The organism is Pseudonocardia sp. GCM10023141 (assembly GCF_042653605.1).
The window spans coordinates 147,754-164,308 of record NZ_JBHSIR010000017.1; the positions used below are offsets into that span (position 1 = coordinate 147,754).

The 16,555-nt window shown below is 72.3% G+C and carries 17 protein-coding genes; 10 read left to right on the forward strand and 7 right to left on the reverse strand.

Annotated elements, in window-relative coordinates:
* Positions 1 to 67: 67 nt before the first annotated feature.
* On the reverse strand, positions 68 to 2,809 hold the full coding sequence (ppdK, locus tag ACFPFQ_RS09260) for a pyruvate, phosphate dikinase (protein WP_379616845.1): 2,742 nt from the start codon (positions 2,807 to 2,809) through the stop codon (positions 68 to 70).
* Between the two features lie 159 nt (positions 2,810 to 2,968).
* Between ppdK and trpC the strand changes: the two genes are divergently transcribed.
* Complete coding sequence (trpC, locus tag ACFPFQ_RS09265; protein ID WP_379616904.1) at positions 2,969 to 3,751, forward strand: indole-3-glycerol phosphate synthase TrpC; 783 nt, start codon at positions 2,969 to 2,971, stop codon at positions 3,749 to 3,751.
* Positions 3,752 to 3,826: 75 nt separating this feature from the next.
* On the opposite strand, the gene ACFPFQ_RS09270 is transcribed toward trpC, so the two are convergent.
* Both ACFPFQ_RS09270 and ACFPFQ_RS09275 read right to left on the reverse strand, forming a co-directional pair.
* A complete protein-coding gene (locus tag ACFPFQ_RS09270; protein ID WP_379616847.1) occupies positions 3,827 to 4,183 on the reverse strand; it encodes a Rieske (2Fe-2S) protein in 357 nt (118 codons plus the stop codon).
* 9 nt (positions 4,184 to 4,192) lie between these two features.
* A complete protein-coding gene (locus ACFPFQ_RS09275; RefSeq protein WP_379616849.1) occupies positions 4,193 to 5,155 on the reverse strand; it encodes a Rieske 2Fe-2S domain-containing protein in 963 nt (320 codons plus the stop codon).
* Positions 5,156 to 5,400: 245 nt separating this feature from the next.
* Here ACFPFQ_RS09275 and ACFPFQ_RS09280 point away from each other — a divergent pair, with 245 nt between their 5' ends.
* Positions 5,401 to 5,727 (forward strand): cytochrome c biogenesis protein CcdA, encoded by a 327-nt coding sequence (locus ACFPFQ_RS09280; protein ID WP_379616851.1) that lies wholly within the window; start codon positions 5,401 to 5,403, stop codon positions 5,725 to 5,727.
* Positions 5,728 to 5,823: 96 nt separating this feature from the next.
* On the forward strand, positions 5,824 to 6,372 hold the full coding sequence (locus tag ACFPFQ_RS09285; protein WP_379616853.1) for a dihydrofolate reductase family protein: 549 nt from the start codon (positions 5,824 to 5,826) through the stop codon (positions 6,370 to 6,372).
* Here the strand turns inward: ACFPFQ_RS09285 and ACFPFQ_RS09290 are convergent.
* Positions 6,344 to 9,256, reverse strand: coding sequence for an ATP-binding protein (locus ACFPFQ_RS09290; RefSeq protein ID WP_379616855.1), 2,913 nt, complete (start codon positions 9,254 to 9,256; stop codon positions 6,344 to 6,346). The two genes, ACFPFQ_RS09285 and ACFPFQ_RS09290, sit on opposite strands and share 29 nt — an antisense overlap.
* A gap of 45 nt (positions 9,257 to 9,301) precedes the next feature.
* On the reverse strand, positions 9,302 to 9,454 hold the full coding sequence (locus ACFPFQ_RS09295; RefSeq protein WP_379616857.1) for an AfsR/SARP family transcriptional regulator: 153 nt from the start codon (positions 9,452 to 9,454) through the stop codon (positions 9,302 to 9,304).
* A gap of 70 nt (positions 9,455 to 9,524) precedes the next feature.
* Here ACFPFQ_RS09295 and ACFPFQ_RS09300 point away from each other — a divergent pair, with 70 nt between their 5' ends.
* On the forward strand, positions 9,525 to 10,307 hold the full coding sequence (locus tag ACFPFQ_RS09300; protein ID WP_379616859.1) for an alpha/beta fold hydrolase: 783 nt from the start codon (positions 9,525 to 9,527) through the stop codon (positions 10,305 to 10,307).
* 38 nt (positions 10,308 to 10,345) lie between these two features.
* Complete coding sequence (locus ACFPFQ_RS09305; RefSeq protein ID WP_379616861.1) at positions 10,346 to 10,540, forward strand: hypothetical protein; 195 nt, start codon at positions 10,346 to 10,348, stop codon at positions 10,538 to 10,540.
* Here the strand turns inward: ACFPFQ_RS09305 and ACFPFQ_RS09310 are convergent.
* Positions 10,500 to 11,756 (reverse strand): MFS transporter, encoded by a 1,257-nt coding sequence (locus ACFPFQ_RS09310; RefSeq protein ID WP_379616863.1) that lies wholly within the window; start codon positions 11,754 to 11,756, stop codon positions 10,500 to 10,502. The two genes, ACFPFQ_RS09305 and ACFPFQ_RS09310, sit on opposite strands and share 41 nt — an antisense overlap.
* 126 nt (positions 11,757 to 11,882) lie before the next feature.
* On the opposite strand from ACFPFQ_RS09310, the gene ACFPFQ_RS09315 reads away from it, so the two are divergent.
* The 5 genes from ACFPFQ_RS09315 (at position 11,883) to ACFPFQ_RS09335 (ending at position 16,117) form a co-directional block, all read left to right on the forward strand.
* A complete protein-coding gene (locus tag ACFPFQ_RS09315) occupies positions 11,883 to 12,470 on the forward strand; it encodes a TetR/AcrR family transcriptional regulator (RefSeq protein ID WP_379616865.1) in 588 nt (195 codons plus the stop codon).
* The gene (locus tag ACFPFQ_RS09320; protein WP_379616867.1) at positions 12,467 to 13,711 is read left to right on the forward strand and encodes a M20 family metallo-hydrolase; all 1,245 of its coding nucleotides are present in this window, start codon (positions 12,467 to 12,469) and stop codon (positions 13,709 to 13,711) included. Before ACFPFQ_RS09315 ends, ACFPFQ_RS09320 begins: the two co-directional genes overlap by 4 nt.
* Before the next feature lie 324 nt (positions 13,712 to 14,035).
* Complete coding sequence (locus ACFPFQ_RS09325; RefSeq protein ID WP_379616869.1) at positions 14,036 to 15,334, forward strand: ABC transporter substrate-binding protein; 1,299 nt, start codon at positions 14,036 to 14,038, stop codon at positions 15,332 to 15,334.
* Between the two features lie 68 nt (positions 15,335 to 15,402).
* Complete coding sequence (locus ACFPFQ_RS09330; protein ID WP_379616871.1) at positions 15,403 to 15,747, forward strand: hypothetical protein; 345 nt, start codon at positions 15,403 to 15,405, stop codon at positions 15,745 to 15,747.
* A gap of 136 nt (positions 15,748 to 15,883) precedes the next feature.
* Entirely contained in the window at positions 15,884 to 16,117 is a 234-nt protein-coding gene (locus ACFPFQ_RS09335) for a hypothetical protein (RefSeq protein WP_379616873.1), read from the forward strand.
* Positions 16,118 to 16,123: 6 nt separating this feature from the next.
* On the opposite strand, the gene ACFPFQ_RS09340 is transcribed toward ACFPFQ_RS09335, so the two are convergent.
* Complete coding sequence (locus ACFPFQ_RS09340) at positions 16,124 to 16,363, reverse strand: hypothetical protein (protein ID WP_379616875.1); 240 nt, start codon at positions 16,361 to 16,363, stop codon at positions 16,124 to 16,126.
* Positions 16,364 to 16,555: the final 192 nt, after the last annotated feature.

Consider the following 16,555-nt stretch of genomic DNA (forward strand, 5'->3'; position numbering starts at 1 on the left):
TGACGGGGCTGCCGCGCTGTTCTCTACACGCCCCGGCGAAGGAACCGAGATTTCCTCGTCGGGGTCCTCAGAGCCCCGTGTCGGCGGCCAACGCCGCGCGTCCGGACTCCAGCCGTGCCACCGGTACCCGGTAGGGCGAGCAGGAGACGTAGTCGAGGCCCGCGTCGTGGAAGAAGTGCACGGAGTCGGGGTCGCCACCGTGCTCGCCGCACACGCCCAGCTTGATCGACGGACGCGTCTGGCGACCGGCCGCGACGGCCGTACGGATCAGGGCGCCGACGCCGTCGCGGTCGAGCGACTCGAACGGCGACACGGTGAACACGCCCTTCTCCAGGTAGGTCGCGAAGATCGACGCCTCGACGTCGTCACGGGAGAAGCCCCAGGTCGTCTGCGTGAGGTCGTTGGTGCCGAAGGAGAAGAACTCGGCGGCCTCGGCGATCCGGCGGGCGGTGAGCGCGGCGCGCGGCAGCTCGATCATCGTGCCGATCGGGATGTGCAGCGGCGCGCCCGCGGCGTCGGCGACCTCGGCGACGATGCCGTCGATCTCGTCGCGGATCAGGTGCAACTCCATCACGGAACCGACCAGCGGCACCATGATCTCGACGACCGGCTTGCCACCCTGGGCACGCCGCTCGGCGGCCGCCTCGGTGATCGCCCGCACCTGCATCGCGTAGAGGCCGGGCACGAGCAGCCCGAGCCGGACGCCGCGCAGTCCCAGCATCGGGTTGGACTCCCGCAGGCGCTCGACCGCGGCGAGCAGCCGCTCGTCCTCGGGATCGGCCCCGCCCTGGGCCTGGGCGACCGCCACCTTGACGGCCAGCTCGGTGCGGTCGGGCAGGAACTCGTGCAGCGGCGGGTCGAGCAGCCGGATCGTGACCGGCAGCCCGTCCATCTCGGTGAGCAGGGCGACGAAGTCGGCGCGCTGCAACGGCAGGAGCTCCGCGAGCGCCGCATCGCGCTCGGCGGAACCGTCGGCCAGCACCAGCCGCTCGATGAGCACGCGCCGCTCGCCCAGGAACATGTGCTCGGTGCGGCACAGCCCGATGCCCTCGGCGCCGAGATCGCGGGCCCGGGCGGCGTCCTCTGCGGTGTCGGCGTTGGCGCGCACCCGCAACCGCCGGGTGCGGTCGGCGTGGCGCAGCAGCCGGTCGACGGCGCGCACCAGGTCACTCGTGTCGCTGTCGGCCTCGGCCACCGCGGCCTCGAGGCCCTTCTCCAGGTAGTTGACCACCGGTGACGCCATCACGGCGAGCCGGCCGGCGAACACCTCGCCGGTGGTGCCGTCGATCGAGACGACGTCACCTTCGTTCAGGGTGGTGCCGTTGACCTTGAGGGTGTGCGACTCGACGTCGATCTCGAGCTCCTCGGCACCACACACGCAGGTGCGGCCCATGCCGCGGGCCACCACGGCGGCGTGCGACGTCTTGCCGCCGCGGCTGGTCAGCACGCCGACGGCGGCCACCATGCCGGAGAGGTCGTCGGGGGTGGTCTCGCGGCGGCACAGCAGCACGTCCTCACCGCGGTCGGCCCACTCGACGGCCGTGGCCGAGTCGAACACCAGCTTGCCGGACGCGGCGCCGGGGGAGGCCGCCATGCCCTTGGTGAGCAGCTCGCGCGGGCCCTCGGTGTCGAACTGCGGGAACAGCAGCTGGCCGAGCTGGGCGCCGGTGACGCGGTGCAGCGCCTCGTCCTCGGTGATCAGGCGCTCGTCGATGAGCTGGGTGGCGATGCGGAACGCGGCGGCCGCGGTGCGCTTGCCCACGCGGGTCTGCAGCATCCACAGCTTCCCGCGCTCGACGGTGAACTCGATGTCGCACAGGTCGCGGTAGTGCGTCTCCAGCCGGCGCATGATCTGCCCCAGCTCGGCGTGCGAGGCCGGGTCGAGCCGGGAGAAGTCCTCGAGCGAGAGCGTGTTGCGGATGCCCGCGACCACGTCCTCGCCCTGGGCGTTGACGAGGTAGTCGCCGTAGGCGCCCTGCTTGCCGGTGGCCGGGTCGCGGGTGAAGCAGACCCCGGTGCCCGACGAGTCGCCCAGGTTGCCGAACACCATGGCGCAGATGTTGACGGCCGTGCCCAGGTCGTGGGGGATGCGCTCGCGGCGGCGGTAGATCCGGGCCCGCTCGGTGTTCCACGACGTGAACACCGCGCGCATCGCCATGTCGAGCTGCTCGCGCGGATCCTGGGGGAACTCGCGGCCGCTGTGCGTGGACACGATCTGCTTGAACGTCTCGACGACCTCGCGCAGCTCCTCTGCGGGCAGCTCCACGTCGGAGCGGGCACCGGCCCGGCGCTTGGCCGCGTCCAGCTCGTTCTCGAACAGCTCGCCGGGGATGTCGAGCACGGTCTTGCCGAACATCTGGATGAGCCGCCGGTAGGAGTCCCAGGCGAAGCGCTCGTTGCCGGCGGCGTCGGCCAGCCCCTTCACCGAGTAGTCGTTGAGACCGACGTTGAGGACCGTCTCCATCATCCCGGGCATCGAGAACTTCGCGCCCGAGCGGACCGACACCAGCAGCGGATCCTGGACGTCGCCGAGGCGGCGGCCCAGCTGGTCCTCCAGGCGACGCAGCGCCATCGTGATCTGCACCCGCAGCGACTGCGGCTCCTCACCCTGGGAGAGGTAGTAGCGGCACGCCTCCGTGGTGATCGTGAACCCCGGCGGCACCGGGAGACCCAGGTTCGTCATCTCGGCGAGGTTCGCGCCCTTGCCGCCGAGGAGGTCGACCTGGTCCCGGCTACCGTCGGCGAAGTCGAAGACGAGCTGTGCTCGCTGCCCCACCGGGAACGATGCGCTGGGACGGGGATCTGCCACCGGAGCCTCCTGCGTGCGTGACCTGCCGAAACGACGGACGTTACGGCGAGATCGGCCTCCTTGTCGTCTCAACGTGACATCGGTATCGATCCCGGAACCGTGGCAGTTCACTCCGGGAGGCGATCATCGGTGGGTCACGGCGTGGGGGAGACTGGCGTGGTGACTGTTCTCGACGGGATCCTCGAGGGTGTGCTGGCCGATCTCGCCGACCGCGAGCGGGAGGTGCCCCTGGCCGAGCTGAAGGCCCGCGCGGCGGGCACCGCGGCGGCACTGGACCCGCTGCCCGCGTTCCGCGCACCGGGAGTCGCGATCATCGCGGAGGTGAAGCGGCGCAGCCCCAGCAAGGGCGCGCTCGCCGACATCCCCGACCCGGCGTCACTCGCGGGGCAGTACGCCGCGGGCGGTGCGGCCGCGATCAGCGTGCTCACCGAGCAGCGGCGCTTCGGCGGCTCGCTGGCCGACCTGGCCGAGGTCCGCAAGGCGGTGGCCGTTCCGGTGCTGCGCAAGGACTTCATGGTCACGCCCTACCAGCTGTGGGAGGCCCGCGCCTGGGGCGCTGACCTGGCACTGCTGATGGTGGTGTCGCTACCGGGCGGGCTGCTCGAGGAGCTGTACGGGCTCACGCGCGAGCTCGGGATGACGGCGCTGGTCGAGGTGCACACCGAGCGCGAGCTGGGCAGGGCCGTCGACCTCGGCGCGGACGTCATCGGCGTCAACGCGCGCGACCTCACGACGCTCGACGTCGACCGCACCCTGTTCCAGCGGCTGGGAGCGCTCATCCCGACCGATCGGGTCCGGGTGGCCGAGTCCGGTGTCAGCTCCGCCGCAGACGTCGCGCAGTACCGCGGGTGGGGCGCCGACGTCGTGCTCGTGGGGGAGGCGCTGGTCAAGTCCGGGGCGCCGCAGACCGCCGTCGGGGAGTTCATCGCGGCGGCCGGCTGAGGCTCCCCGCACACACCGCGGCACCGCCGCACACACCGTGCACGGTGTGTGCGGCGGTGCCGCGGTGTGTGCGAGCTAGTGGTAGGGCTTGTGCGGGATCGCGGCGTCGTTGAGCTGCTGGTCCATGTCCACCCAGATCGCGTCGTCCTCGATCTTGCACGCGTAGACCGGGATCGGTGCGACGGCCGGGACGCCCCGGGGCTCGCCGGTGCGCAGGTCGAAGCAGGAGTTGTGGGCCGGGCAGATGAGCGTGTCGTCCTCCTGCAGGTAGCCCTCGTTGAGCGGCTGCTGCTGGTGGGTGCACGTGTTGTGCACCGCGACGGCCTCGTCCTCGTACAGGCGCACGACACAGATCGGCTCGCCCGCGAGCTGGACGACCATCATGTCGCCCTCTTCGAGCTGGTCGAGATCGGCGATCGCTTCCCAGGCCATGCGTCCTCCTCAGGTGTTCTTGGAGCCCCGGGACCGAGGCAGGGAGCCCCGGACCTCGATCCAGCCGTTCCGGACCCGCGTCGGGAGCACGGGCTGGGCGTGATGGGCGGGGCCGCGCACGATCTGGCCGTCCCGCAGGTCGAACCGTGCCCCGTGCAAGGGGCACTCCACGATGCAGTCGCTGACCTCGCCGCGGCTGAGCAGGCCGCCGGCGTGGCTGCACGTGTTGTCCAGCGCGTACAGCTCGCCCGCGCTGCGGTGCAGCAGGACGGGCCTGCCGTCGACCTCGACGCCGGCGGACGCATCATCGAGCAGCTCGGTGTCCTCGATCGCGCGGACCCAGCGGTTGGGGCCGCTGTGGTCGGCAACGCGGTTGACCATGGCGGCCTTGCCGAGCACCAGGTGGCCGCCGAGGTACGCCGCGGCCACCGTGACGCTGAGGCTGGTGGCGCTGAGCACGCGGGCGGTGCCGCGGTGGCCCGACATCCGGGCTGCCAGCGACGCGCTCTGCAGCGCCACGCCCGCCACGTTCATGACGCCGTGGAACAGCCCGACGCGGCGGTCCTCGTCGTCGCTGACGTTCCAGTCGGTGATGCCGGTGGCCACCGTGGCCGCCGCGGCGAGCAGCCCGGCGGCGCTGAGCGTGCCGGCGGGGTCGAGCCGGTTGCCGTCGGTGCGGACGTCCTTGCCGAGCACGTCGAGCACGACGCTGCTCGACCACAGCCCGATCGGGAGGTCGCTGAGCGCGGGGTGCAGTGCGTGCCCGGCCCAGCGGCCGCCGTGCATGAGCTCCACCAGCAGCGTGTCGCGGTGCCGGTCGTAGAGCGGTCCGACGACCCCTGTCACCTGGTCGTTGAGCGTGCGCAGCCACTGCCACCCGCCCACCGCCTTGATCGCATCCTGGTGCCAGGTGGTGAGCCGGGAAGCTCGTTTGGGTGCGCCGGCGCCGAGCTCCCGGTCGGTACTCGACATGGACGGTTTCCTCCCCACGTGCCATTCCTGTCCGGGATGTTCCCACCCGCATCGGGCCCGCCAACGGCCACGATTTCGACATACTGAGAATCGACGCGGATCACAGCACCCCTCCCACGCGGTAGGCGAGCGCCGGGGCCGTCCGCGTTTCGTCATGATTCGGGGCCGGTCCGGCCACGCGGCTCGGAGAGGATGAGCGGCACTTCCCTCGCGCCGGAACTCCCCTCCGGTCCGACCCCTGGCGAGTGCCGCGATGCTCCTGCTGGTCGCCATCGGGCTCGTTCGGCGGGCTGCTGTTCGTGCCGTGCGCGGGCCCGGTGTTGGCCGCGATCGCCGTGGTCGGCGCCACCCACCGGATCGGGGCCGGGGCGGTGGTGCTGACCATCGCGTTCGGGATCGGGGTCGGCGTGCCCCTGCTCCTGTTCGCGTTCGCGGGCGACACCCTCGCGAGGCGGACGTCCGCGCTGCGCGCCCGTGCCGCCGGGCTGCGGCGGGCCGGCGGGGGGTGGCAACGCAGCCAGGGACGATCTGGGCGCGAAGGGCGCGATCAGGACTTCGTAAACGCGGCCTAGCGGCCCGAAAGGAGATCGAAAGAGAACCGTAGGCGCGGGTGGGCAGTGTTCTGGGTGTCACGAACGAGCACCACCCAGACTCCCCAGGAGATCCCGATGCGCAAGCTCATCAACTCGACCTACATCACCCTCGACGGCGTCATCGAGGCCCCGATGTGGACCATGGCCTACTTCGACGAGCAGGCCGCCGCGTTCGCCGGCAAGCAGACCGACGCCGCCGACGCGATGCTGATGGGCCGCGTCACCTACGACGGCATGTCGGTGGCGTGGCCGGCCAGCGACGACTCCGACCCGCGCACCGGCGCCGCCTACTTCAACAGTGTCAAGAAGTACGTCGCGTCCACCACGCTGACGGACCCGACCTGGAACAACACCGAGGTCCTCCAGGGTGACCTCATCGAGGAGGTCGCCAAGCTGAAGGCGCAGGACGGCGGCGACATCCTCCAGTACGGCTACGGCTCGGTCACTGCGCAGCTGATCAAGGCGGGCCTGGTCGACGAGGTCCGGTTCTGGATCCACCCGGTCATCGAGGGTGGCGCGAGCCTGTCCGGCCCGCTCGCGGACGTGCAGGCGACCTTCGAGCTGATCGACACCCAGATCCAGAAGAGCGGTGTGATCATCGCGTCCTACCGGCCGGTGGGGTAGCTCGGACGAGGGACCTGGCCGCCGTCGTGGTCAGGCCGCCCCCCTCGGCGAGCAGCTCCGCCACCCGGGCCCGGCCGAGCGCCGTGACCAGGCGCTCGGTCACGCGGTCGATCTCGTCGAGCTCCGCCGGTGCGGCCGGGGCTTCGAGCGCCAGCCGGGCCGCGGCCGCCGCGCCCAGCAGCCGGGCGGCGAGCTCGGGGGAGCGCACGGCCGAGGCCATCCCCTCCAACGCGTTGACCCCGTCACGGGGGGATCCCATCGTCTCGGCTGCCTCGAACGCCTCGACGTGCAGCGCCAGCGCGGCCGTCGGGTCCCCGGCCTGCTCCGCGGCGTGGCCCAGCTCCACGAGCACCATCGGCAGGTAGAGCGCCGGTTGCGCCTCGGAACGGCCCTGCTCGGCGAGGCGGTTCAGGTGGACGGTGGCGAGGTCGAGCTTGCCCTCGCGGCGGGCGGCCAGCCCGAGGCTCAGCTCGGCGAAGACGATCGCGGTGGGTGCCGCCTGCTCCACCGCCAGCGCGTAGGCCCGCTCGGCCAGCTCCCGCCCGGCGGTGTGCTCGCGGGTCTGCACGGCGATCCAGGCCAGCCAGGAGAGCTTGCTGCCCACCGCGGGCCACAGCGACAGCTCCTCGGCGAGCCGGAGCCCGTCGCGGTGCAGCTGCGCCGCGCGGTCGTGCTCACCCCGCATCTCGGCGAGCCCGCCCTGCCAGTCGGTGGCCTGCAACCGTCCCCAGCGGTCACCGATGGCTGTGAACAGCTTCGCACTGCGGTCGGCGGCGCTCTCCAACGTCGCCAGGTCGCCCGTGGCGTGCGCCAGCTTGGCCCGGGTGCTGAGCACCGCGGCCTCGGTCCATTCGTCGTCGACGGTGGCGGGCAGCAGCTCGGTGGCCAGCGCGAGGTCACCCCGGTCGAGCACGGCGTTGGCGAGGAACCAGGCGACGGGCCCGCTCGCGGCATCGATCCCGACCGCGGACCGGACGGCGTCCGGTACGAGCGGTTCGCCCTGCAGCAGTGCGAACCCGAGCCGCCACGGCGTGGCCCGCGACTCCTGCTCCGGATCGCCGGTGACCGCGAGCGCCCGGCTGGCCTCGCTGAGCCGGCCGCGCAGGAACCGGTACCAGCTCAGCGCCAGTGCCAGCCGCAGCCCGCCACCTCGACCGCCGGCCGCACGCAGGTTCGCCGCATCGACGTCCAGGCGTGCGAGCCATTCCTGCTGGTCAGGTCCGCGTAGCTGCGGGTCGGCGCGCTCGGCGAGCGCCGTGTAGTAGGCAGCGTGGCGGGCCTCCACGTCATCGGCGCCCCCGGCCTCGATCGCGGGCAGCCGTTCCAGCGCGAACGCGGCGATGGACTCCAGCAGCCGGTAGCGCGCGCCGGTGGCGGTCTCGTCCATCACGACCAGCGACCGGTCCACCAGCCGGGCCAGGACGTCGAGGTCGGTACGGCACACGTGTTCGGCGGCGTCGGGCGTGCAGCCGTCGCGGAACACGGCGAGCCGGGCGAGCACAGCGCGGTCGCCGGGTTCGAGCAGGTCCCAGCTCCAGCCGATCACCGCCGTCAGCGTGCGCTGCCGTTCGGGCAGGTCGCGCTGCTGGCTGGTGAGCAGCGCGAACCGGTTGTCGAGCCGATCCACCACGCCCTGCACGCCGAGTGCGCGCACCCGGGTCGCGGCCAGCTCCAGTGCCAGCGGCAGCCCGTCGAGGCGGCGGCACAGCTGGGCGACGGCGGTGGCGGTCGTCGCGTCGAGCCGGAAGGCGCGCTGCTGAGCGGTGGCCCGCACGGCGAACAGCCGAGCCGCGGCCGAGCGCCGCACCGCGTCGACGTCGTGCCCGTCCGCCGGTACCGCCAGCGGTGGCACCTCCCAAAGCAGCTCTCCGGTGAGTCCCAGCGGCTCGCGGCTGGTGGCCAGCACCCGCAGGTCCGGCGCCTCGCGCAGCAGCCTGGCCACCAGCGCGGCCACGTGCTCGATCACGTGCTCGCAGTTGTCGAGCACCAGCAGGAGCCGGCGCCTGCGCAGTGCCGCGACGAGCAGATCGGTGGCGGAGCGGCCGGCACCCGCGCTCTCCCGGACGTCGAGCGCGGCGAGCACGTGCTCGGCGACGTGCGGCTCACCCGCCGGCAGTGCGGCCAGCTCGACGAGGTGGGCGCCGTCGGGGAGGATCTGCTCCCTGGCGGCCTCGGTGGCCAGCCGCGTCTTGCCGACGCCGCCGGGGCCGACCAGCGTGACCAGCCGCTGCTGCGGGAGCACCGTGCGCAGCTCGGCGAGCGCCTCGGCGCGTCCCACCAGCTCGTCGAGCCGGGCCGGGAGGCTGTTGCGGATGACGGCGGCGTGCGGCGGTGCGCTGCGGGTCGCGGCGGGTGGAGGCGCCGCCAGCTCGGCGTCCTGTTCGAGGATCCGGCCGTGCAGCGCGGTGATGTCGGGTCCAGGGTCGAGTCCCAGCTCGTCGGCCAACCGCTCGCGCAGGTCGGTGAAGGCGGCCAGCGCCTCGGACTGGCGACCGGCCGCGTAGAGGGCGCGCATCTGTGCCGCGCGCAGTCCCTCCCGCAGCGGGTGCCGAGCGACCAGCTCCGCGAGGTCCGCGGCCACCAGGTCGTGCTCGCCACGGGCCAGCCGGGCCGCGGCGAGCCGTTCGTGCACGGTGATCCGCTGCTCGGCAAGCCGGGTGCACTCGGCGCGGGCGAACTCCTCGTCGGCGACGTCGGCGTAGGCGTCGCCGCGCCACAGCGCGAGCGCCGCGGTCAGCTGCTCGACGTCGGTGGAGTCGGCGAGCTCGGCGAACCGGTCGGCGTCCACGGCGGCAGTGCGCAGCAGGTAGCCGGGCGCGCGGGACTCGACGACGTCCCGGCCGCCCGCCTCTGCGTCGCCGAGCGCCTTGCGCAGCTGCGACACGCGCACCTGCAGCGCCCCGAGCGGGTTGGCGGGAGCGTCCTCGCCCTAGAGGTCGTCGATGAGCCGGTCGGCGGAGACGACCTGGTTGCGATGGGTCAGCAGGTCGGCGAGCAGCACGCGGACCTTGGCGCCGGGCACGACGACGGGCTCGCCGGCGTCGGTGGTGACGGCGAGCGGCCCGAGCACCCCGAACTGCACGGTGATCAGCGTAATCGGCCGTAAGCGGAGGTGAAGCAGCCCGTAAGCGCCGGCGCGCATCGTCATCGCCATGGACATCCACCACGAAGAACACGGTCTCGCCGAGGGCCGCCCGGCCGTACTGATCCACGGCGCCCTCTCCGGCATCGGCACCTCGTTCGGCGCCGTCCTGCCGCAGCTGGCCAAGACCCGTCGCGTCATCGCCGTGGAGCTGCAGGGCCACGGCCACACCCCGGACATCGACCGGCCGCTGACCGTGGAGCACTTCGCCGCCGACGTGGTGGAGCTGCTCGATCGCCTGGGCCTGGACCGCGTCGACGTGTTCGGCTGGAGCATGGGCGCCGCGGTCGCGCTGCGGCTGGGGACCGACCACGCCGAACGCGTCGGGCGGCTCGTGCTCGCGTCGGTCAGCTTCGACGACGACGGCCTGCACCCGGGGCTGCTCGACGGCATCCAGGACCTGCAGCCCGAGCACCTGCACGGGTCGGAGTTCCACGAGGAGTACCTGCGCACCGCGCCGGACCCGGCTGGCTGGGCGGGGCTGGTGACGAAGATGAAGGTGCTGGACGCGAACCTGCCGCAGTGGACACCCGAGCAGATCCGCGCGCTGGTCGCTCCGACGATGATCGTGGTGGGGGACGCGGACATCATCCGGCCCGAGCACGCCGTGGCGATGTTCCGGCTGCTCGGCGGCGGGGTCGCAGGCGACCTGACCGGCCTGCCCGCCTGCCGGCTCGCGATCCTGCCGGGCACCACGCACACCACGATCCCGCAGCGGGCCGAGTGGCTGGCCCCGATGATCGACGAGTTCCTCGACGCCGAGCCGGCCACCGGTGCATCTGTCTCAAACTGATTTCGTCGTCAACCACCAGGGAGGCGCAGAATTGCGGTATGAGCATCCAGGTGGAGTTCCGGGGCGGTCCCGCCGACGGAACGGTGCGCGAGTACCCGTTCGAACGGGCGCTGCCGAGCCTGTACTGGCAGGCCGATGTGTCGGACGACCGCCGGGGCGTCTACCGCAGGGAGGGTGATGCCCCGGACTCGATCACCGGGCTGTGGCGCTACGCCTTCGGCGGGGCGCGCTGACGGACGACGCGGTGCGCCGCAGGTAGCCGAGGTGGAAGGCGGCCAGCCCGGCGAGCACCGCGATGGCGCCGACCACCGGTAGCAACGCGGGGCCGGCGAGCGTCAGTGCCGCGGCGCCGATGGGTGGCGCCACGGCGACGCCGATGTACATGGCCGTGGTGTACCAGGACAGCGCGAGCGCGGCCGTGGCCGGATCGATCGCGACCATCCGGTGCTGCAGCGGCACGACGGCGGCGAACGCGGCCGCTCCCCAGATCACGAACAGGATGGTGGCCTCGAGGTAGGTCATGTGCAGCACCGGCATCGCGATGAGCACGACGGCCTCGGCGGCGAGCGCCGCGGTGATGGCCCGGCGGCTGCCGATGCGGTCGGTGAGCGGGCCCGCCACCACGTTGCCGAGGACGCCACCGATGCCGTAGAGCAGGAGCAGCAGTGCGAGCCCCGGCCCGGAACCGGCGGTGGCCTGCGCCGTCACGGCGGCGCTGAAGATGTAGACGATGTTGAACCCGGCCAGCATCAGCAGCGTGGTGGCCAGTGCCAGCACGATGCGGCGGTCGCGCAGGGGAGCGAGGCGCTGGGCGAGCGTCGCCGAGGCGTCGCGCGGGATGTGGCGCACCAGCAGTTGCACCGCCGCGGCGACCACGACCGCGAGTGCGGCGAGGACGTAGAGCGGCAGCCGCCAGCCGCCGACCGCGCCCCCTGCGGTGCCCAGCGGTGAGCCCACGGCCGCGGCCAGGGTGAACCCGACGGCGACGATGGCGAGCGCGCGGCCGCGTTGGGCCGCCGGCAGCAGTGTCGCCGCAGCGGCCGTCGCGACGGGGACGAGCGCGGCGCCGCCCAGTGCGGCGACGATCCGGCCGACGGTGAAGACGACGACGCTGCCTGCCGCGGCGGCGAGCAGCGTCCCGAGCGCGACCAGCACCAGGCCCGCCGTCATCAGGTGCGTGCGCGACCAACGGGCCAGCAGGATCGACACGGCGGGCGCAGCGACGGCGACGACCAGTGCGTACCAGGTGATCGAGTAGCTGACGGCGGTGACCGACGCGTCGAGCCCGTGCGCGATGTCGGGCAGCAGCCCGGCGATGACGAAGGCGTTGGTGCCGACGAGGAACATCGCGGCGGCGAGCGTCGCCAGCTTGAGGTAGGTCACCGGTGACGGTGCCGGCGGGTCGCCGAGCGCGGACCTCGGGTGGGTGGTCGAGGTGGATGCGGGCATGGTCATCCTGTTCGTGCAGCGAGCTCTGGTGGGGCTCTATGATTGAAGTGGAGTTTCCTCCGCTTCCGCGACGATAAGTGGAGGAGCCGCCACTTATCAAGTCCGATGTGACGAGGGGGACAGCGCGTGGGGAGGGACCCGGATCGGCCGCTGCGCGTGGACGCGCAGCGCAACCGCGACAAGATCCTGGCCACCGCCGTGCGCGTGTTCGGCCAGGACGGGCTCGACGCCAACTTCGACCGGATCGCCAAGGAGGCCGGCGTCGGCACCGGCACGCTGTACCGCAACTTCCCGACGCGGGAGGCGCTGGTGGAGGCGGCCTACCGCAGCGAGCTCGCGCGCCTCTGCGACGCCGCACCCCGGCTGCTCGCGACGCTGCCGGCCACGGCCGCCCTGCGGGCCTGGATGGGCGGATTCATCGACTACGCCGTCGCGAAGCGCGGGATGGCCGACGCGCTGCGCGCCGTCGTGGCGTCCGGCGGTGACCCGTACTCGCACACGCAGGAGATGCTGCGCGCGTCGGTCACGTCGTTGCTGGCGGGGGGCATCGCGTCCGGGTCGATCCGCGACGACGTCTGCGCGCCGGACGTGCTCGCCGGTCTCACCGGCATCGCGCTGGCCACCGCGGGTCCCGAGCAGCGGGAGCAGGCCGAGCGGCTGCTCGACCTGATGATGGACGGCCTGCACCACCTGCACCAGAAGGGAAAACCATGACCACCGACGCCGAACGCTTCCTCGACGACTTCACGCAGCTGTCCGCGTTCGGCGCCACCGCGGCGGGCGGTGTCGAGCGGCAGGCCGCCACGGCGGCGGATGGGCAGTCCCGCGCGTGGCTGGCGGCCTGGCTGACCGGCCACGGGTTCACCGTGGCGCAGGACCGCATCGGCAACCAGTTCGGGCTGCTCGAGTTCCGGCCGGATGCGCCGTACGTACTGGCGGGGTCGCACCTCGACAGCCAGCCCCGCGGCGGCCGTTTCGACGGTGCCTACGGCGTGCTGGCGGCGGCCCACGCCGCCGACCGCCTCCGTGCGCAGGTCGCGGCCACCGCAACGGTGCCGCCGTGCAACATCGCGGTCGTGAACTGGTTCAACGAGGAGGGCTCCCGGTTCAAGCCGTCGATGATGGGCAGCGGCGTGTTCACCGGCAAGCTCCCGCTCGCCGGTGCGCTGGTCACCGCCGACGCCGCCGGTGTCACGGTGCAGGAGGCCCTCGCCGGGATCGGTGGCACCGGACCGGATGACGTCTTCGGCACCGACCGCACGGTGAGCTCGTACGCGGAGATCCACATCGAACAGGGCCGCGAGCTCGACAAGGGCGGCGTCACCCTCGGACTCGTCGACGCGACGTGGGCTGCCAACAAGTACGAGATGGCGGTGATCGGCGCGCAGAGCCACACCGGAGCCACCGCCATGGCCGACCGCCAGGACGCGCTCTACGGCGCGGCGCTCGTCGTCGTCGCGGTGCGGGAGCTCGCCGACCGGTTCGGTGAGGAGCTCCACACGTCCTGCGGGCAGCTCACGGTCCATCCCAACTCGCCCGTGGTCGTGGCGCGCGAGGTGCACCTGCACCTCGACCTGCGCTCGCCGTCGGACGAGCTGTTGGTGCAGGCCGACGCGGAACTCCACCGCAGGCTGGCCGAGATCGAGGTGAAGGCGGGCGTGCAGGTGCAGCGCCGCTTCGCCCACACCTGGAAGGGGCAGTTCTACCAGCCTGCGGGCGTCGCGCTGGCCGGGGCGGTGGCCGCCGACCTCGGGATCTCGCAGATGCTGGTGCAGACGCGCGCCGGGCACGACTCCACCAACATGAAGGACATGGTGCCCACCGTCATGCTCTTCATCCCGAGCGTGGACGGCATCTCGCACTCCGAGGCCGAGTTCACCCGCGACGACGACCTGTGTGCCGGTGTCGACGTGCTGACCGAGACGCTCGCTCGGATGGTGCAGGGCGCGCTCTGAACCGGGCTGTCACTCGGAGTCACTGTTTCGGGACCACCTGCAACCGAGGTGAGCCCGTCCGGTGCGCTGTTGCGCGAGGGGCGACGGCCGCGGACAGGTGCCGGAACGGCCTGTGGTGACGGCACAGTACAAGGATCTTGGCAATGGGTTGCCGCGCGCTGACCAGGCGGTCTAGCTTTCCCGCCGAGCGGGCCACGCCGTTGGCCCCGCCGGACGTCCGCGACGCTGCGGATGCGGAGGAGGTCCTCGATGGGTGCCCGCCGAAGAGCCGCCACCATGATCACCGCAGTGATCGTTGTGTTACTCACAGTCAGTGGTTGTTCGATGGTGGGCACCGACGCGGTCGCGGTACCGGACGTGGCGGGCGCCGTCGGTCACACCGGTGACACCGGACCCCTGCGCGTGCTGGTGAGCGTCAGCGCGCAGTACCCGCAGCAGCAGCAGGCCTGGTTCGCGCGCATCCAGCAGCGCTTCCACGAGCGCACCGGCGCCGACGTGCAGTTCGAGACGTTCGCGTCGGCGGCCGATGAGCAGAAGCGGATCCAGACGGCGGTCGTGGCGGGTGACGGTCCCGACGTCTACTCGCTGGGCACCACGTTCACCCCGGTCGCGTTCGCGACGGGCGCGTTCCTGCAGATGGGCGACGCGGAGTGGCGGGCGGTGGGGGGCAAGGACCGGTTCACACCTGCGACGCTCGCGATGTCAGGCCCCGACGGGACGCATCAGGTCGGCATCCCGTTCGTGAGCCGCCCGTTCGTGATGGCCTACAACACCAGGATGTTCGCCGCCGCCGGCCTGACCGCCCCGCCGACGACGTGGGACCAGCTCGTCGAGGCGGGCAAGATGCTGACGAAGGACGACCGCTTCGGCCTGGCGGTGGCCTACGCCGACAACTTCGACCCGTGGAAGTACGTCTGGATGTTCGCCAACCAGTACGGCAACCCGTTGATCGAGGGTCGCGCGGCGCGGCTGGACGACCCGACGATGCAGAAGGCCTTCGACGCGTACTTCGGGTTCCTGACCACGGATCACATCGTGAACCCGGAGGCGGTCGGGTGGACGGCCGCGCAGTCGCTGGCGGCGTTCGCGGCGGGCAAGGCGGCGAAGATGCCCCTCTCGGGTCCGGGGGCGATCCCGACGCTCGAGGCGTCCGCGGTCAAGGGTGAGTACGCCTTCGTCCGGATGCCCGGTGTCCCGCCGGGGGAGGCCACGCTCCCGCCCGGTGGGCGGCCCGCCACCACCATCGTCTCGGGCGACAACATCGCGATCGCCGGCTACACGCGGCACAAGGAACTGGCGCTCGCCTACGCCGAGCTCGTGACCAGTCCCGTCGAACAGATCAACTACACGAACACCTTCGGTGACCTGCCGACCAATGCGCAGGCCGCGAACGTGATCACCGAGTCGAACGGCCCGCTCGCGCCCATCGTGGCTGCGGGCGCGACCGCGCTGCCGACCCCGTTCACCGGCGCGTGGTCGGACGTGCAGCTGGCGCTGACCAACATCGTGGCGCAGTCGCGCCCGGACCTGGCGGGTGGCGGAGTGCCGGCACCGGCACTCGATGCCCGGCTGGCCGAGGCGCAGGGCGCCGCCCAGTCGGCGGTCGACCGGGCGCCGCACTAGTGCGGCGTGACCCGACAGGGGCGCTCCAGGACTTGCGGGTGGCCACCGGGGGCGGAGAAGCTGCCACGGTGACTGATGATGCTGTCGAGCTGGACCTCGATGACGCGGGCCTGGCCGTGGAGCTGCCCCGACCACAGCACGCGCGCGACGAGGTGCAGCAGGTGCCCTACCGCCCGGTGCAGTTCCGCGACGACGACCTGCCGGTCGCGCTCGAACGCTCGGCGGCGTGGTTGCGCAGCGCGCAGCAGTGGCTCGGGGAACCGGTCGACGTCATCGCCATCCACCTCGACTACGACGACAGTGACGGCGCGCCGTACTACGAGGTGAAGCTGCTCTGCAACGAGGAGGACCTGGCCGGTGCACCGGTGGCGGCCCGCCTCGCTGCGTCGGACGTCGTCACCGCCGCGGACTGACCTGGACGCAGGCCACGGCCGGGTGTCGGGGACATCGCACCGACAACCCGGCCCACGGAGGCCGTTGCGCAGGGATGATGGACCGTGAGGGCGGCCAGGGCGTAGCCACACGGACGACATGCGCGGAGTGGATCAGGTGACGGACGACGAGCTGGTCGTCGAGTTCGCGTTGACGCGGCTGGACAATCCGGGCCTGGACCTGGAGGAGATCGCCGCGCTCGTGGTGCGTCGGGGCGGTACGGATCGGATGCTCGCGCTGGCCGCACAGTACCTCGCGGTACGGGACGAGCTGCGCGGCGACGCCTTCGCCTCGGCCGTGGAGTACGTGCTGCGCATGGTGCTGACGCTGCGGGGCGACACCGGCGACTGACCGGGATCAGGTCGCGGTGTGGGTGCCCTGGGCCCGCTGCTCCTGGTTGCGCCGGGTCTCGTCAGCGATCTCCCAGAGCCGGCAGGGCCAGACCGGCGCGGCCGTGGTCGGGTACCGGCACCCCCGGCAGTGGCCGGTGGAATCGGCGGCGTGCTCGGTGAGGATGCGGCTCACCGCGTTCGGGGACGACATGACCGCCAGTACCTCGGCGATGCTGTGGATCTGATCGAGCGTCTCGCGCGCCATCGCAACGGTTCCCCTCCGTCGTGGTGAGCCCGGACCGGCTGCCGCGGTCGCCGGCTGCCCTTCCGTAATCGCTGCGTCGTCGTGCTGTCGCAGCGAGTCACTCACCCTGTGCAGTCTGGCTACCGCTCACCGCAGATGCAAGCGGCACCGCGGCGGCGCACATGCAAAACGCAGATGCGAGGTCGCACGATC

Bases quoted from the DNA above. Each gene is read 5' to 3' on its own strand.
- ACFPFQ_RS09310 (WP_379616863.1), bottom strand. From the start codon at position 11,756: ATGCCCGCATCCACCTCGACCACCCACCCGAGGTCCGCGCTCGGCGAC.
- ACFPFQ_RS09275 (WP_379616849.1), bottom strand. From the start codon at position 5,155: ATGTCGAGTACCGACCGGGAGCTCGGCGCCGGCGCACCCAAACGAGCT.
- ACFPFQ_RS09270 (WP_379616847.1), bottom strand. From the start codon at position 4,183: ATGGCCTGGGAAGCGATCGCCGATCTCGACCAGCTCGAAGAGGGCGAC.
- ACFPFQ_RS09325 (WP_379616869.1), top strand. From the start codon at position 14,036: ATGGTGGGCACCGACGCGGTCGCGGTACCGGACGTGGCGGGCGCCGTC.
- ACFPFQ_RS09320 (WP_379616867.1), top strand. From the start codon at position 12,467: ATGACCACCGACGCCGAACGCTTCCTCGACGACTTCACGCAGCTGTCC.
- ACFPFQ_RS09300 (WP_379616859.1), top strand. From the start codon at position 9,525: ATGGACATCCACCACGAAGAACACGGTCTCGCCGAGGGCCGCCCGGCC.
- ACFPFQ_RS09340 (WP_379616875.1), bottom strand. From the start codon at position 16,363: ATGGCGCGCGAGACGCTCGATCAGATCCACAGCATCGCCGAGGTACTG.
- ACFPFQ_RS09305 (WP_379616861.1), top strand. From the start codon at position 10,346: ATGAGCATCCAGGTGGAGTTCCGGGGCGGTCCCGCCGACGGAACGGTG.
- ACFPFQ_RS09285 (WP_379616853.1), top strand. From the start codon at position 5,824: ATGCGCAAGCTCATCAACTCGACCTACATCACCCTCGACGGCGTCATC.